The sequence below is a fragment of the Oceanobacillus halotolerans genome, from assembly GCF_010993955.1.
Lineage (GTDB): Bacteria > Bacillota > Bacilli > Bacillales > Amphibacillaceae > Oceanibacillus_A > Oceanibacillus_A halotolerans.
This window is the reverse complement of the sequence record NZ_WIXL01000008.1, coordinates 43,999-60,409: the sequence shown is the minus strand read 5'-3', so window position 1 is coordinate 60,409 and position 16,411 is coordinate 43,999. Positions and strand designations below refer to the sequence as shown.

13 protein-coding genes are annotated in these 16,411 nt (G+C 35.6%); all 13 read right to left on the bottom strand.

From position 1 onward, the window contains the following. Positions 1–4: 4 nt before the first annotated feature. Positions 5–475 carry a ribosome maturation factor RimP gene (rimP, locus tag GHC26_RS10665; protein WP_163971255.1) on the bottom strand — a complete coding sequence of 157 codons (471 nt, stop codon included), beginning with the start codon at positions 473–475 and terminating at the stop codon, positions 5–7. 250 nt (positions 476–725) lie between these two features. Continuing rightward, positions 726–1,595, bottom strand: a complete 870-nt coding sequence (locus GHC26_RS10660; RefSeq protein WP_163971254.1) for an STAS domain-containing protein — start codon at positions 1,593–1,595, stop codon at positions 726–728. 1,051 nt (positions 1,596–2,646) lie between these two features. Further along, positions 2,647–6,936 carry a PolC-type DNA polymerase III gene (locus GHC26_RS10655; RefSeq protein WP_163971253.1) on the bottom strand — a complete coding sequence of 1,430 codons (4,290 nt, stop codon included), beginning with the start codon at positions 6,934–6,936 and terminating at the stop codon, positions 2,647–2,649. A gap of 114 nt (positions 6,937–7,050) precedes the next feature. Beyond that, entirely contained in the window at positions 7,051–8,325 is a 1,275-nt protein-coding gene (rseP, locus tag GHC26_RS10650) for an RIP metalloprotease RseP (protein WP_163971252.1), read from the bottom strand. 201 nt (positions 8,326–8,526) lie between these two features. After that, positions 8,527–9,309, bottom strand: coding sequence for a phosphatidate cytidylyltransferase (locus tag GHC26_RS10645; RefSeq protein ID WP_163971251.1), 783 nt, complete (start codon positions 9,307–9,309; stop codon positions 8,527–8,529). 15 nt (positions 9,310–9,324) lie between these two features. Then, complete coding sequence (locus GHC26_RS10640) at positions 9,325–10,086, bottom strand: isoprenyl transferase (protein ID WP_163971250.1); 762 nt, start codon at positions 10,084–10,086, stop codon at positions 9,325–9,327. A gap of 566 nt (positions 10,087–10,652) precedes the next feature. Beyond that, entirely contained in the window at positions 10,653–11,210 is a 558-nt protein-coding gene (gene frr / locus GHC26_RS10635) for a ribosome recycling factor (protein WP_163971249.1), read from the bottom strand. A gap of 2 nt (positions 11,211–11,212) precedes the next feature. Then, complete coding sequence (gene pyrH / locus GHC26_RS10630) at positions 11,213–11,935, bottom strand: UMP kinase (protein WP_163971248.1); 723 nt, start codon at positions 11,933–11,935, stop codon at positions 11,213–11,215. Between the two features lie 216 nt (positions 11,936–12,151). Then, a complete protein-coding gene (tsf, locus tag GHC26_RS10625; RefSeq protein ID WP_163971247.1) occupies positions 12,152–13,036 on the bottom strand; it encodes a translation elongation factor Ts in 885 nt (294 codons plus the stop codon). A gap of 167 nt (positions 13,037–13,203) precedes the next feature. Further along, positions 13,204–13,941 carry a 30S ribosomal protein S2 gene (gene rpsB / locus GHC26_RS10620; RefSeq protein WP_163971246.1) on the bottom strand — a complete coding sequence of 246 codons (738 nt, stop codon included), beginning with the start codon at positions 13,939–13,941 and terminating at the stop codon, positions 13,204–13,206. A gap of 193 nt (positions 13,942–14,134) precedes the next feature. Continuing rightward, the gene (locus GHC26_RS10615; protein ID WP_163971245.1) at positions 14,135–14,587 is read right to left on the bottom strand and encodes a DUF6115 domain-containing protein; all 453 of its coding nucleotides are present in this window, start codon (positions 14,585–14,587) and stop codon (positions 14,135–14,137) included. Positions 14,588–14,597: 10 nt separating this feature from the next. Next, positions 14,598–14,885, bottom strand: coding sequence for a hypothetical protein (locus GHC26_RS10610; RefSeq protein ID WP_163971244.1), 288 nt, complete (start codon positions 14,883–14,885; stop codon positions 14,598–14,600). 738 nt (positions 14,886–15,623) lie between these two features. After that, entirely contained in the window at positions 15,624–16,397 is a 774-nt protein-coding gene (locus GHC26_RS10605) for a FliA/WhiG family RNA polymerase sigma factor (protein ID WP_163971243.1), read from the bottom strand. Positions 16,398–16,411: the final 14 nt, after the last annotated feature.

Sequence of the window (16,411 nt, the reverse complement as noted above, 5' to 3'; positions counted from 1 at the left end):
CCCTTTAAAATGTTACGGCCAGTCTAGCCTTTGCAATTTTGTTATATGGTATCTCGACTTCTTTTTTCCTTGTTTTTTCTTTATATGAAATTGTCGCAATATCATCCTCAAATGCGATTAATTCCCCTGTATATTCTTTATTCCCATCAATCGGTTCGTATAATTTTACATAAACATTGTTATATAAATGTTCCTGAAAGTCCTCTTTCTTTTTTAAAGGCCTTTCTGCACCTGGTGAGGAAACTTCTAAAAAATAAGCTTCAGGTACTGGATCTGCCTCATCTAATTTTTCGCTTAATTGTTCCGACACAATGCCACATTCACTAATGTCCACACCGCCTGGTTTATCAATATAGATACGAAGAAACCAATTCTTTCCCTCTTTTACATATTCTACATCGACTAGTTCAAGATTCATATCTTGTAATATCGGCTCTATTAAGGTTTCGGTTGTTTTTACAACTTGCGAAGTCAACGTGCATTTCCTCCTTTATTCAGTTGTAGTTGTTATTTTTTAGTATGAACTAACCTACCCAATTTAATTTGAATCAATATAAAACCCCTGCCAAATTAGTGGCAAGGGAGGGTTGACAGAAGCTAGATAGTATGAAGAAAGAGTGGGAAGGCTCCCACTCTTTTAACCGTTCGATTCATTACTACTTACCTTTTAAAATATATCATAAGAAAATTTCAATTGCAAGAATATCACCTTTTTAGCATTAATATTATAATAATTTCTTTCCTATTTCATTATATTGAGCTGTTTCCTTACTATTTAAATACTCTTTTAATGCTTGTTGTAATGTCCCTTTTGTTTCAATATTTTTACCGAATGATGTATCATACTTAATAAAATCTCTAACTATTTTACTCCGCATTCCAGTTATAACTGCTTCACACCCCATCATAGAAATACCATCTAATAACTTCATAAAATATTGAACGGCATCTGAATCCATCTGTGCAATACCAGATAAATCCATAATTAAGGTCTGTACACGCATTGTACCGATCTCCTGTAAAACCTTTTCGTCGATAATATTTGCTCGATAGGAGTCAATCTTCCCGATTAACGGTAAAATACTAATTGATGTATTGATTGGGATAATAGGTACAGAGAGTTTTTCAACCAATTGGCGTTGTGATTCAATTAATTCATCTTTGTATTTCGAATAACTTAAAAAGAAATTATTTAAAAACTCATCAATCAATGTATTTACTTTATTTTCCATGGTATAAAATTCAACAATATCATTATCTTTTTGAATTAATTTATCATATTGATAAAGGAAATGCCACAGTGTACGACGTATTGCTTGAACCCACTCTAATTTAAATGACAATGTTAAATTAAACTTTGCCCATACAATTCCCTCTTGCTTGGCAAACTCTGTTACCTCAGTTTGCTTTTCATCGACAACTAGTAAGACAAGTTTATGAGCATTGTTTACTAAATTAATATTTCCTATTAGCTTAATTTCTTCAATTTTATCTCGTACATTTACAGCTTCTTCAAGTAACTTCTCCTCAAATAATTCTCTATTGTTCATTAAAAATTCACGTATTTTTTGACCTTGATAAAATGTTAAGTCCAAAACGCTCACTCCCATTATCCGATTATTTATATTATTATATATGAATTTATCCAAAGAGAACATTAATTAGCACTATTATCAAGGTAGTAATCTTGTTCTTTTCTCTCCAAAACAGTTGAACTATTCATAAAAATCTATACTTGAAAAGTAAATTCCTTTTAAAAAACTGATTTTAAAAAAGGCTATTTTCGTATTCTTTGGTGTTTTTAACGTCGCAACATCTATATGATGCGCAGTAACTAGAATAGGCACATTGCTCCGCTTCGGAAAAACACTACGCTTTCCGCGGACTCCCCACGAGCCTCCTCGTGAAACCCACACTGCGGGGTCTCTTGGGCTCGTTTTTCCGCAGGAGTCTTCGTGTTTTTCCTCCGCTAAGTTGTGCTGCCCTCGTTTTTATCATTACTATTGACAATATAACAGTTGATCAAAGCGAATGATAGACATTGTCAATATTGTGTCTTTTTAATTTAGAAAACTATTCGGAGCTGTGGAAAATGCGAGACTCATATGGGAAAAGGAACAGTCTGAAGACCCCACAGCGAGCGCTTTTAATAGAAAAGGTCTAGCGACTTGGTCACCCCCGATTAGAAAACTTGGCTTTTCGCCAAGTGGCGAAAGCCTTAGTTGCACTTATGCAGTAAGAAAGTTTTTCTTATCTGCCAAGCTTAAGACGAGCCTCGGCGTGGCGTTTTGTGCCACAAAGAGGATTGACTTAAGACCTCGAGGGGGAGGTGCTAGACCTAGACAATGCTCGCGAGGAGGCTGAAGCGTTCCCCGTGGCAAAGAAGACACCGTGAAAACGAACAGAGAGAGTTTGAACAGATGTCGCACTTGTGCCCATGGTGAAAGCGAGTGTTTTCCACAGCGTTGGTTTAACAGTCATCTTATAAAGAATGTAAGGAAGCTATGCTAAACATTTACTGCGCATAATAAATCAACTATGCATTAAGATTTATACTTGAAAAAGCAACAATCTTTTTGAAAACACCTTAAAAAATATAAGAGGTCACTACTAGACCTCTTATATTTACGAATAGAATCCATCAATCTAAAATAATGAAAGCTGGTTTTTCTCGGCCATTCCTTCTAAACAACCGTGATTGTCCAAGTACTCTAAGACTGTTTTTGAAATTTTACTACGTTCACGTAAATCTTCCTTGGATAAAAATTCACCATTATCACGAGCTTTTACAATATTAATTGCTGCATTGGTACCAAGGCCATCAACTGCATCAAATGGAGGGATTAAACTATTCCCATCCACAACAAATTCAGATGCGGTTGATCGATACAAATCTACCTTTTGAAAGGAAAATCCACGCTCACACATTTCGAGTGCTACTTCTAATACCGTTAACAAGTTCTTCTCTTTAGGAGAGGCATCGTTTCCTTTTTCCATAATCGTCTCAATCCGGCTGCGAATAGCCTCAGACCCTTTGACCATCGTATCTAATTCAAAATCACCAGCACGTACAGAAAAATATGCTGCATAAAAATAAATTGGATAATGCACTTTAAAGTAAGCGATTCGTACAGCCATTAATACATAAGCTGCTGCGTGCGCTTTAGGAAACATATATTTGATTTTTTTACAGGATTCAATATACCAATCTGGCACATCATGCTTTTTCATTTCTTCTATCCATTCATCCTGCAATCCTTTTCCTTTACGAACAAATTCCATGATTTTAAAAGCGAGAGATGCTTCTAACCCCTTATGCATTAAGTAAACCATGATATCATCACGACACCCAATTACGTCTGGCAGCTCGCATATCCCATCATTAATTAACTGTTCTGCATTCCCTAACCAAACATCGGTACCATGTGATAAACCAGAAATGATTACAAGCTCTGCAAATGTTTTTGGTTTTGTATCCTCCAGCATTTGTCGCACAAATCGTGTTCCAAACTCTGGAACACCTAATGTTCCTGTTTTACAGTTTATTTGTTCTGCTGTCACTCCAAGTGATTCAGGACTAGAGAATATTTTCATGACTTCTTTGTCATCAGTTGGAATAGTTGTCGGATCAATTCCACTTAGGTCTTGGAGCATTCGAATAACGGTTGGATCATCGTGACCAAGTATATCTAACTTTAACAGGTTGTCATGAATAGAATGGAAATCAAAATGAGTTGTTCGCCACTCACTTTTTTGATCATCTGCTGGATATTGAATTGGTGTAAAATCATAAATTTCCTTATCTTCTGGAACAACAATAATACCACCCGGGTGTTGGCCCGTTGTACGTTTAACTCCCGTACACCCTTGTACAAGCCGATCAATTTCTGCATTTTTGAGCACAAGCTGTTTGTCAGAAGCATATCCTTTCACATACCCATATGCTGTTTTTTCTGCAATGGTACCAATTGTACCCGCACGGTATACATTGTCTTCTCCAAATAAAACCTTTGTATAGTTATGTGCTTGTGGTTGATACTCACCCGAGAAATTCAAATCAATATCTGGCACTTTATCCCCTTTGAACCCTAAAAATGTTTCAAATGGGATATCTTGTCCATCCTTTGTAAGCTCTGTTCCGCAATTTGGACATTCTTTATCTGGTAAGTCAAAACCACTTCCTACCGAACCGTCTGTAATAAAATCATGATAATGACAATTGCTACACACATAATGTGGCGGAAGTGGATTTACTTCGGTAATTTCAGTCATTGTAGCTACTAGAGATGAACCCACCGAGCCTCGAGATCCTACTAAATAACCATCATTTAAAGATTTCTTCACAAGTTTTTGGGAGATTAAATAAATAACAGAAAATCCATTACTAATGATACTATCCAATTCTTTTTCTAAACGATCCACAACAATTTGTGGAACAGGCTCTCCATATAATTGTTTTGCACGGTTATAGCATAAATCTCGCATTTCTTGATCTGCACCTTCAATAGTAGGTGTGAATAGACCATCCTTCACTGGAGAAATATCTTCCATTTTATTTGCAAGCTGTTGTGTATTTTCTACAACGATTTCTTTTGCTTTTTCTTTTCCTAAGAATTGGAAGCAATCTAACATTTCGTTTGTCGTACGAAATGGTGTGTCGGAAAGGGTGTGACGATTTAATGGATTACCTGCTTGTGATGCGATTAATATTTCGCGATACCGCTTTTCGTGATCCTCTATATAATGTACATTCCCAGTAGCAACTACAGGTTTTTCCATTCTTTCACCTAATGCTACTAATTTATTAATGATATCAATAATTTGCGCTTCATTTTGTACTAAATCTTTTTCTATTAAATGAGCGTAATTACTAGGAGGCTGTACTTCAATATAATCATAGAATTCTGCAACCTTTTCAGCCTCATCAGCTGACTTTTGCATCATTGTTTCAAATACTTCTCCTTGGTCACATGCCGAACCAACTATGATTCCCTGTCGTAGTTTTGTCAGTAACGATCTAGGGATTCGAGGAACACGATAAAAATAATCAATATGTGCATGTGACACTAATTTATATAAATTTTTTAATCCTTCTTGGGTTTGGGCAATTAACGTACAATGAAATGGTCTTGAACGCTGGTAAGCCTTTCCTTCCCCCATATGATCATTTAATTGGTTATGGTTCGTTATGGTTTCCTTTAATAATCCTTTTACAAGTTTCCATAATAAATAACCCGTTGCTTCGGCATCATAAATCGCACGATGATGCTGCGTTAATTCAATATCTAAATATTTACACAATGTATTTAAGCGATGGTTTTTTAATTCTGGAAATAGAAAGCGCGCTAATTCTAACGTATCGATTACAGGATTTGTTACTTTTTCATATCCAATTTGTTTATAGCCTTGATTTAAAAAGCCAATATCAAAACTAGCATTATGTGCAACCAATATTCCATCTTCACACCAGTCATAAAAGTCCTTTAAAACATCTCCAATTTCTGGTGCATCCTTCACCATGTCATCGGTAATTCCGGTTAAGTTTGTAGTTGTTTGAGACAAAGGATGATGTGGATTGGCAAATGATTCAAAACGATCAATAATCTCTCCTTGATAGACTTTCACTGCAGCTAGTTCGATAATAGTGTCATAAACAGCGGATAATCCCGTTGTTTCCACATCAAATACAACATAAGTGCCATTTCCTAAGTCACGATCTTGTTCATTGTAGGCAATTGGTACCCCGTCATCGACTAAATTGACCTCTACTCCATATAAAACTTTTATCCCATGTTTTTGCCCAGCACCATATGCTTCTGGAAACCCTTGTACACCTGCATGATCCGTAATGGCAATTGCTTCATGCCCCCATTTTGCAGCTTGTTCAATTATTCGTTCTGCTGAAACAACGGCATCTATTTGGCTCATTGTCGTATGTGCATGAAGTTCCACACGCTTTGCATCTTCTGGTGCCTTGTCTTGTCGTTGAACTACTTTCACTTCATGAATGTCTTTGGCCATCATCGCAAGTTCGTTTGTATACATATCCGTCTGTATACTTCCTCTAGCTTTTATCCACATTCCTTTTTTCACATTTTCAAATTGCGAACGATCCTCGTCCCCTTTAGAGAACATTTTGATTTGTAATGAATCCGTATAATCGGTAGCTTTTATGATTAAAAGACTTCTTCCAGATCGCAATTCTCGGATTTCTACATCAAATACATACCCCTGTACGATCATACTGCGCTCTTCTTCCAGTATATCTTCCATTGGTGTTGCTTCATCTTTAATGGTATATCCAAGTATTAAAGGTTTATTATCTTCAGTTTGTGATTTTTGTTCTCTTTTTTCTTTATCTTGGATTGTTTTTAAAACCATTTGCTGATCTTCTAAGGCCTTTTGTTCTCTAAATTTTTTATAATCTTCTTCTTCTGTTTTAACACCTACATCTAACGTATATAATGGGGCACCTATTTTTTTACAGAAGTTCCGAAAAGGTTCATCCAAACGTTTTTTTAATGCATGTGCTTCTGCATCATTCCTGGCAGTTAACATAATCTTATTATTGGAAACCTCTGGGATTTGCTGAAAAACTAAATCTTTGTATGCTGGTAACAAATTTTCATTTGTCTTGACAAATTGCATCCAGTAATCACGAATTAATTGGTTATCACATGATTTATCATTGGTATATAGTGTTAAATCAACCGTAGCAATTTGTTGAAAAGACTCTTGTAATCTTGCTAAAAGTAGTTGATAGATCGTAGCTGGTAACAACTGTTGAAGTCGGATATGAAAATGCCATGTCTTCGTCTTTTTATATACTTCTAACCGTTGTAGTTCACTATCCTGAAAATATGTTTCTATATGCTCAGATGGTATTTGTAGCTGCTTAAGCAAAACATCCATTTTTTCTTTTTTTGATATATCCATTCTCATATTCCTCCTGTTACAGCTAACAACTTCATTCATAATGATGGAAAACCCTTGCCGTCTATTAAGACAAGGGTTAATTAAGATCTAGATGTACACAACTAAACGTATTTTCTAAAACAATCGTTGAATGTCATTCCATGTAACGACGATCATTAATAACATTAATAAAGCAAATCCAACAAAATGGAAAATCCCTTCTTTTTCTGGTGCTATCGGCTTCCCTCGAACAGCTTCAATTCCAACAAACAATAATCGTCCCCCGTCTAATGCAGGTAATGGAACTAAATTAATAATACCTAAGTTAATACTTAAGATAGCTGTCCACATTAAGAAATTCATAAAACCAGTTTGGACTACTTGATCTGTCGCATCGTATATTCCCACTGGTCCTGATAACATTTCAATTGAAACCTGACCAGTTATTAACATCATTAAATTCGTTAAAATCATCTTTGTTGTCTCGAACGTTTCTGTGAACCCATATGCGATGGTACCAAGTACTGATTTTTCTAACGCTTGGTAAACTCCTACACGTCCTATTGCAATTTCTTCACCCTCAGGATTCATTCCAGTCACTTCTTCTGGTGTAACGTTTAATGTAACACGTTCACCATCACGTGCAACAATCATCTCTATTGATTCATTAGGATTATTTTCTACAATTGTAGTAAACTCTTCCCATGTCGAAATGGCACTATTTTCAATTTGGATTACCTCATCATTTGCTTGAAAACCCGCCTCAGCAGCTGGACTATCTGGTACAACTTCACTTATTTTAGCTTCCTCAACTGGTACACCTTGAACAATTCCTAGGATAAAGAAAATACCAATTGCTAAAATGAAGTTCATCATTGGTCCTGCAAATAGTTGCATCCCACGTTGTGCTGGAGATTTGGAAGCAAATTGTCGATCATATGGCGCGATTTGTGTTTCCCGTTCATCCATTACAAAAAAGGCCTTTTGGTCTACATCAAAAGAAAGTTTCTCACTTTCTTCTTCATCAACTTCATACCCTTCAATAAGTAATTGATGATCAAGATCAGCCCTTTCTACTTCAATCACACGTGCATTGGGGTGTTTGGATTTATTGTTAACAATAATTTTGTTCACTTTCCCGAACTCATTAAATTCAAGACCAATATGATGGCCTGGTTTTAGTTCAATAATTTCAGGGTCTTCTCCAGCAACACGTACATATCCTCCAATTGGTAGAAGGCGGATCGTGTACAATGTTTCGTTCTTAGTAAATGAAAAGATTTTTGGCCCCATACCAATCGCAAATTCACGAGCTAGCATTCCTGCTCGTTTTGCAAATATCAAATGACCAAACTCGTGAATAAAGACGAGTAAACCAAACATAAAAATAAACGCAATAACCGTGTTCAAATAAGACACCTTCCTTTATCGGTTTACAATGGTGCTAACATCATCGTTGTCCTTTTGTTGTAGATAAGAAGGTCGCTATTAACCCATCATATCAGTCTTTAGTTTGTCCGTATTTCACATAAAACAAAATACCTAATTATCTATGGTGACGATATAAGTATATTCAAAAATGAAATGTATATTAATTAAGTTTACCCATTACTATTGAATAAATCCGATAAAATGCAATAATGGTAACACAAATAAAAGACTATCAAACCGGTCTAAAATCCCACCATGACCCGGCAGCAGATTTCCTGAATCCTTCACTTGGTAATGCCTTTTATAGGCTGATTCCACAAGATCTCCAATTTGGCCAAAACTAGAAGCTAGTATGGTTGCTCCTAATATAACAATATAAGAGTGAGGAAATGGCTGTATGAAGTGAAATACTAAGGCGACAATACATGCTGCTATTATACCACCTATTGCGCCTTCAATTGTTTTATTTGGACTAATTTGCGGCCATAATTTCCGCTTTCCGAAAGCTCGTCCAAATAAGTAAGCACCTGTATCGGTTGCCCAAATAATAAATAAAATGAAAAACACATAATCCAAGCCAGCTTCTCTTGTGACCAATAAAAAGTAAAATCCCATTGATACATATAATGTGGAAATTAATATAAAACCTGCATCATCAAATGTAAATTCGTTTTTTACTAGTACAGTATAGGCTAACAAAATTAATGTAAAAAGCATAATAGCCTCTGTTTTTGTAAACCAAGAGAAAATCGTACTATCTAACGGTGCTAGCATGACAAACAGTAAGGCAAACGCTAATAAAGCTGGGAAAGAAACAATATTTAACTGGTGCATTTTCATAAATTCACTTAATCCAATAGCTGCCATGATATAAATTAATATCGTAAAGGGCATATTTCCATATAAGATAAAAGGAATAAATATCAATAATGCAATGATTGCTGTTATTATTCGTTGTTTCATACAAGATTCAACACCTTAAATTCCTCCATATCTCCTCTTACGTTGTTGATATTCATGGAGAGCATCGTTAAATACTTCTTCTTTAAAATCTGGCCAAAGTACATCGGTAAACCAAAATTCTGTATATGCTAATTGCCATAACAAAAAGTTACTTAAACGCTGTTCGCCACTCGTACGTATTAATAAATCAGGATCTAATAAATTATTCGTATATAAATAGTTGGAAAATAGCGTCTCATCTAATGCCTCGATTGATAGTTTAGCTTGATTAATATCTTGATTAATTTGTTTAATGGCATTAATAATTTCTAACCTACTCCCATAGTTTAATGCAAAATTTAATAATAATCCATTATTATTCTTCGTTTGATCTTTTGCATATTGTACTGCTTCTTTCGTGTGTTTTGGTAATCCATTAAAGTCCCCAATGGTTTCAATTCGCACGTTATTTTCCATTAATTCTGGTAGGTACGTATGTAAAAATTCTTTTGGTAATCTTAAAATATAATCTACTTCCGATTTAGGCCTTCTCCAATTTTCAGTGGAAAACGTATACAAGGTTAATATTTTTATGTTGTGTTTAACAGCTGTTTTTACAGTATCCTTGACTACTTTCATGCCTTCTTTATGGCCTGCTACACGTGGCAAGCCCCTTTGTTGTGCCCATCGTCCATTCCCATCCATTATAATAGCAACATGACGTGGCATATTATCACGATCTAGTGATATATTTCGTTTTTTCTTTCGCTTTTTAAAAAAAGGAAATTTAATTGACATCATTTGTCCTCCGAGCATCGATGATTATTTAAAATCCGCTTCATTATCATCATTATGTTTGATGAAAGTACTATATAACATATGTATATATAGAATTGTTTTTCATCATAGTGTAAGTATTCATTATAACACTAATAGCCATTATTTATTATAACGATTTAATTACAAAGTTAGCAAGACCGATTTTATGAGTTCTGTTAACATGGTTAGCATTTTACACATATGTGATACTTTCATTTTACAAATTACAAGCATTTCAATATTAATCAATCACATTCTAGCCTATTTTTCACCTTTCTCACTTAAAATAGATTGTGGAACGGAACAATCTTTTGGAAAGGATATTTTCGTTTCTTTGCTATTTTTTAACGTCTCAACATGTATATTATGAAAAGGTGCTTTTACCCACAAATTTAAAACGCATAATCTATCAACTAATCATTATGATTTATACTTACTTTTAGAAAACAACCTTTAGAAAACAGTCTAAAAATAGGAAAAGATTGCAACAAAGAAAAATCCCTCTTAAAACAAGAGGGGTTTTTCTTTGTTTCCTATCATTCTGCTTATACTTCCATTATTTCATTTTCTTTCTCTTTTGCTAGTTGATCAATTTCATCGATATGGCGATCCGTTTCTTTTTGTACGTCATCCTGCGCACTACGTAATTCATCTTCTGTTAGGTCCCCGTTTTTTTCATCTTTCTTCAATTGGTCATTTGCCTCTCGACGAACATTACGAACTCGTACACGTGCCTCTTCTGCATATTTTCCTACAACTTTCACCAAATCTTTTCGACGTTCCTCCGTAAGTGCAGGGATACTAATACGAATAACATTTCCATCATTTGATGGAGATAATCCTAAATCAGCCTTTTGAATAGCTTTTTCTATATCTCCTAATGCGGATTTATCATATGGTGTAATCATTAATAATCTTGCCTCTGGGACGGAAACATTGGCTAACTGATTTAGTGGAGTTGAAGCACCATAATAATCCACAAAAACACTGTCTAATATAGAAGGATTCGCACGTCCAGCACGAACAGTTGCTAAATTTCTTTTATAAGCTTGCACTGCTTGTTTCATTTTATCACGCATGTTTTTTATAACAGCATCTGACATTTTTATTTCCCCCTTATTATTGTTCCTATAGGTTCGCCTTCTACAACCCTTTTAATATTACCTTTTTCCATAATGGAAAATACAATTAGTGGAATGTCATTATCCATACAAAGTGATGAAGCTGTTGAGTCCATAACACCTAATCCTTCATTCAACATATCCATAAATGATAAGGAATCATACTTCTCTGCTTGTTTATTTTGTTTTGGATCATCTGTATATACACCATCTACATTATTTTTGGCCATTAAAATGACTTCTGCTTCAATTTCAGCTGCACGTAAAGCTGCTGTCGTATCTGTGGAAAAATATGGATTTCCTGTACCTGCTGCAAAGATAACAACACGTTTTTTTTCTAAATGACGGATGGCCTTTCTGCGAATATATGGCTCAGCAACTTGTCGCATTTCAATAGATGTTTGAACACGAGTAGGGATTCCATTATTTTCCAAACTATCTTGTAATGCAAGTGAATTCATAACAGTTGCTAGCATCCCCATATAATCAGCCGTAGCACGATCCATTCCCATCTCACTACCAACTTTGCCACGCCAAATATTTCCGCCGCCTACTACAATAGCTACTTCAATACCTAGCTCAGCTATCTCCTTAACTTGACTGGCAATCGATTGAATCACCTGTGGTTCAATTCCATACCCTTGGTTTCCACTTAAAGCTTCCCCACTTAATTTAAGTACAATTCTACGGTAACGAGCTGTTGTCATAATAACCTCCATAGACATTTTGTTTAGTGTCATACTTCATTATGACTAGTATGTAACAAACTGTTTTATTTTCATCAATAATGGAGAAATAGGTTAGAAAACTTGGCTTTTCACCAAGCCTTTATGGTGAAAAGCCTTAGTTGCACTTATGCAGATAGGAAAGTTTATACTTTCTTATTGCAAACAACTTATTGTGTTCCCCAATCCCATCTTTGGTTATTGTTTCATTTGGCTCATTACTTCTTCGGCAAAGTTATCTTCACGTTTTTCCATTCCTTCCCCAACTTCATAACGAACGAATGTTTTAACAGTAGCACCTTTATCTGCAACATACTTCTTCACTTTTTGATCAGAATCTTTAACAAAGTCTTGTTCTAATAGACAAGTTTGCTCAAAGAATTTACCAAGGCGTCCTTCTACCATTTTTTCTACAATATTCTCTGGTTTACCTTCATTTAATGCTTGTGTTTTTAATACTTCACGCTCACGATTCACTTCATCTTCTGGTACTTCATCACGTGAAACATATTGTGGGTTAATTGCTGCAACATGCATTGCAATATCTTTTGCAACTTCCTCATCTGTAGTACCTTCAAGTAAAGTTAGTACACCAATACGTCCTTCCATATGAAGGTAAGCACCAAATGCATCATTGTCTGTTTTCGTTAATACTTCAAAACGACGAAGGGAAATTTTTTCACCAATTTTAGCTACTGTAGAATTGATATGTGTTTCTAGCGTATCACCTTCACCATGAAGCTTTTGTTGTAAAGCTTCTTCTACTGTTGATGGTTTTTGGCTTACAAGGTGTTTCCCAAGATCTGCTAGTAATTGTTTGAACTGGTCATTTTTGGTAACAAAATCTGTTTCACAGTTTACTTCTAATAAAACAGCATTATTTCCATCGACTTCAATAAAGGTTGATCCCTCGGCTGCAATACGATCTGCTTTTTTCGCAGCCTTTGCCATCCCTTTTTCTCTTAGGAAATCAATAGCCTTATCCATATCGCCATCTGTTTCTGTAAGTGCCTTTTTACAATCCATCATGCCAGCACCAGTTTTTTCACGAAGTTCTTTTACTAATTTTGCTGTAATTGCCATAAGTATATATCCTCCTTCAAAATAATAAGTATAGCTAGTACGAATAATGATGTTTATCAACAAAATTCGCAATAATAGCCTTTAAGAGTTATCATAAGTATTGTTTTAAAAAAAGGTGATAAAAGGCTTATCCCCTTATCACCTGTCCTTTTTAAAAGATTACACCATTATTCTGCTTCAGCAGTTGTTGTTTCTTCTTCCTGCTGTACTTCTTCTGTTTCTTCCCCTTGTTTCACTTCCAAAATAGCATCTGCCATTTTTGAAGTTAACAATTTAACAGCACGGATTGCGTCATCATTAGCAGGAATCACATAATCAATTTCATCCGGGTCACAGTTTGTATCAACAATTCCGATGATTGGAATGTTTAATTTATGTGCTTCTGCAATGGCAATGCGTTCTTTACGAGGATCAATAACAAATAATGCGTCAGGAAGTTTATCCATCTCTTTAATTCCACCAAGGAATTTTACGAGACGTTCTTTTTCTTTGAGTAAATCTACTGTTTCTTTTTTCGGTAGTACATCAAATGTACCATCCTCTTCCATACGCTCAATATCTTTCAAACGATTAATACGTTTACGGATTGTTTGGAAGTTTGTTAATGTTCCACCTAACCAACGTTGGTTCACATAGAACATGCCTGAACGTGTTGCTTCATCACGTACAGAGTCTTGTGCTTGTTTTTTTGTACCAACAAAAAGAATTGTACCACCATTAGCTGCTACATCTTTTACGTAATTGTACGCTTCATCAACCTTTTTCACTGTTTTTTGTAGGTCAATGATATAAATACCGTTACGCTCCGTGAAAATATACTTTTTCATTTTCGGGTTCCAACGGCGTGTCTGATGTCCAAAATGTACACCAGCTTCTAGCAATTGCTTCATTGAAATAACTGACATAATATTTTCCTCCTAAATGGTTTATTCCTCCGTTAAAGATCATCTTTGTATAAAGACTGTCCTCTAGGAGCAGCACCGATTATACAAATTACTTAACGTGTGTGGTAAGTTACTTGCTTTAGTCATATCAAGCATAGTATTTACACCAAAAATAAATATACCATATGACATATATGCATTCAAGCATTAATTACTATTTTTTATGTAATTTAATAATTAACGCTGCCTCTGTTGTTCCACAATCTAATGCCTGCGCTATTTGTTCTACAGTATACCCCAAATCATACAGTTGTAATACTCGTGCTTGTATGGACGTTTCAAATTGATCGTTTATTTGCACATCTGGTGGTGTTGGCTCAGATGTATCTTGCTGTGTATCACTGACAGCTTCACCTTCTTCAGCGGGGATTTCCTGTTCACTAGTCTGTTCATCTTCCATATGGTCATTTTTACGGACATGTAAGGGAAATGTACTCTGTAACTTTTTATTTTCTTCTTTTATTTCTTGTAAATACGTTTCAAAAATCTCCATTATATCACTTGGGTTATTGGCCCGCATTTTTTGTACTTGTTTACTTAATTGGACAATAATCATAAGTGAAATGATGTGTAATAGAAAACTAATGATAAATAAAAATGCTGTCATAAAATCCCTTCTATCCGTTATAATCAATTTGGTTGCCTAAAAAAGGATGTTTCAAATATTGATCAGATTCTTGATCAGTTTGATTATCCTGTTCCTCATCTGGTATGGATGAATGACGTTTTTCTTCTTTCTTAATTCTAGCCTTTGTTATATCTTCAAATTTCGTTACACGTTTTTTGTTATTTAAGTCTTGTTTCAATTGACTTTGTGCAAGCGACTCTTGAAAATGTTGGTTTTGCTTCGCCATATTTTCTTGGAGTTTCCCTGCATCTTGTGTTCTTGGAAGCGCAACCTGCATTTCTATTGACCTCCAACTCAATAGACCCACTTCCTTACCTAAAAATAGTAATTAAACAAGGCTCTTTTTCGCATTCTCTGTTGTTTTCTACAACGCATAATCTATATAATGCGCAATAAATGGTGCCATTGATTTCCGCTTCGGACAGTCGCTTTCACCACGGGCATAAGTGCGACATCTGTTCAAACTTTACGTTTTCACAGTGTCTTCTTTACCGCAGGCATGACCTTAGCCTCCTCTATAGAAAAGCGTAAGTGCCTTGGTCACCCCCGACAAGCTTAAGCCGAGCCTCGGTGTGGCGTTTTTTGCCACAAAGAGGATTGACTTAAGACCTCGAGGGGGTAGGCGCTGTAGCTAGACATCGGAAGAAGACCGCTTCCTCCGGGGTCTTCGGACACGTGCTTTTCTTGCAGGAGTCGACTGTCCTACGCTCCAATCAACTATTGTATTAGCATTAATGATGATATTAATAAGAAATAGAACACGAGCTAGCGTAGGAAAAACACGGAGACTCCTGCGGGAAGTAGGAGATCGGTGAGACCCCACAGGGCGATAGCCCGAGGAGGCTTACCACTCCCCCGCGGAAAGCGAAGTGTTTTTCCGTAGCGGTATTCATAAGCTAAACTACTGCGCATAATACATCAACTATGCATTAAGTTTAATGTTTGAAAAAGCAACAATCTTTTATAAAACAGCCTTAAACGAAAAGACATGAAAGAAATTTAAATGGGAGAAATATCATGGTGAAAGTTTATTCAGGGTCTCCCTTAGTTTTACGATTGCCTTTTTGTGTATTTGTGAAATTCTTGAAGTAGTTAAATTCAAAACTTGTCCAATTTCGGTCAATGTTAATTCTTCATTATAAAACAGACTAATAACCATTTGCTCATTTTCATTCAGAGATTTTATCCCTTCAACTAGTTCTGTTTCAAGTTCTACTTGTTGCACACGTTCTTCAGGTGTCTGATTGGTTTCATCTGCGACCATATAGCCGACACCCTCTTTAAAATCATCATAATTATCTTTGGGTTTTTCTTCAATCGATAAAATGTTAGCAAAAAGCGAATCTTTTAAAATGGACTCTACTTCATTTACTTGAAGGTCAAGGTATTCTCCAATCTCTTTCGCTGTTGGTGAACGATGATTACTTTTTTCCAATTGCTCAATAGCTTGTTCAACCCTTTTCGTCTTATCTCGAGTAGAACGTGGTAACCAGTCTTCTTTTCGCAAACCATCCATAATTGCTCCGCGAATACGAAAAGACGCATACGTATCAAATTTTAAGTCGCGACTAATATCAAACTTTTTCAAGGCATCATATAAACCTAATAGTCCAAAGCTATGAAGGTCGTCTTTATTAACATTACGAGGTAAATGTATTCCTATTCTTTCTACATGAAAATGAACAAGATACATGTAATGTTCAATCAAGCCATTGGCTGCTTCCATATCTTGATATTGTATCCACTTTTCCCATAAAGTTTGCTCTAGAGGAGATGTTGTTGGTTGCATTGGAGTGCTCCCCC

Excerpts from the sequence above, each read along its gene's own strand:
- GHC26_RS10655 (WP_163971253.1), bottom strand. The coding sequence starts at position 6,936 with ATGGATATATCAAAAAAAGAAAAAATGGATGTTTTGCTTAAGCAGCTA.
- GHC26_RS10645 (WP_163971251.1), bottom strand. The coding sequence starts at position 9,309 with ATGAAACAACGAATAATAACAGCAATCATTGCATTATTGATATTTATT.
- GHC26_RS10640 (WP_163971250.1), bottom strand. The coding sequence starts at position 10,086 with ATGTCAATTAAATTTCCTTTTTTTAAAAAGCGAAAGAAAAAACGAAAT.
- frr (WP_163971249.1), bottom strand. The coding sequence starts at position 11,210 with ATGTCAGATGCTGTTATAAAAAACATGCGTGATAAAATGAAACAAGCA.
- pyrH (WP_163971248.1), bottom strand. The coding sequence starts at position 11,935 with ATGACAACAGCTCGTTACCGTAGAATTGTACTTAAATTAAGTGGGGAA.
- tsf (WP_163971247.1), bottom strand. The coding sequence starts at position 13,036 with ATGGCAATTACAGCAAAATTAGTAAAAGAACTTCGTGAAAAAACTGGT.
- rpsB (WP_163971246.1), bottom strand. The coding sequence starts at position 13,941 with ATGTCAGTTATTTCAATGAAGCAATTGCTAGAAGCTGGTGTACATTTT.
- GHC26_RS10615 (WP_163971245.1), bottom strand. The coding sequence starts at position 14,587 with ATGACAGCATTTTTATTTATCATTAGTTTTCTATTACACATCATTTCA.
- GHC26_RS10610 (WP_163971244.1), bottom strand. The coding sequence starts at position 14,885 with ATGCAGGTTGCGCTTCCAAGAACACAAGATGCAGGGAAACTCCAAGAA.
- GHC26_RS10605 (WP_163971243.1), bottom strand. The coding sequence starts at position 16,397 with ATGCAACCAACAACATCTCCTCTAGAGCAAACTTTATGGGAAAAGTGG.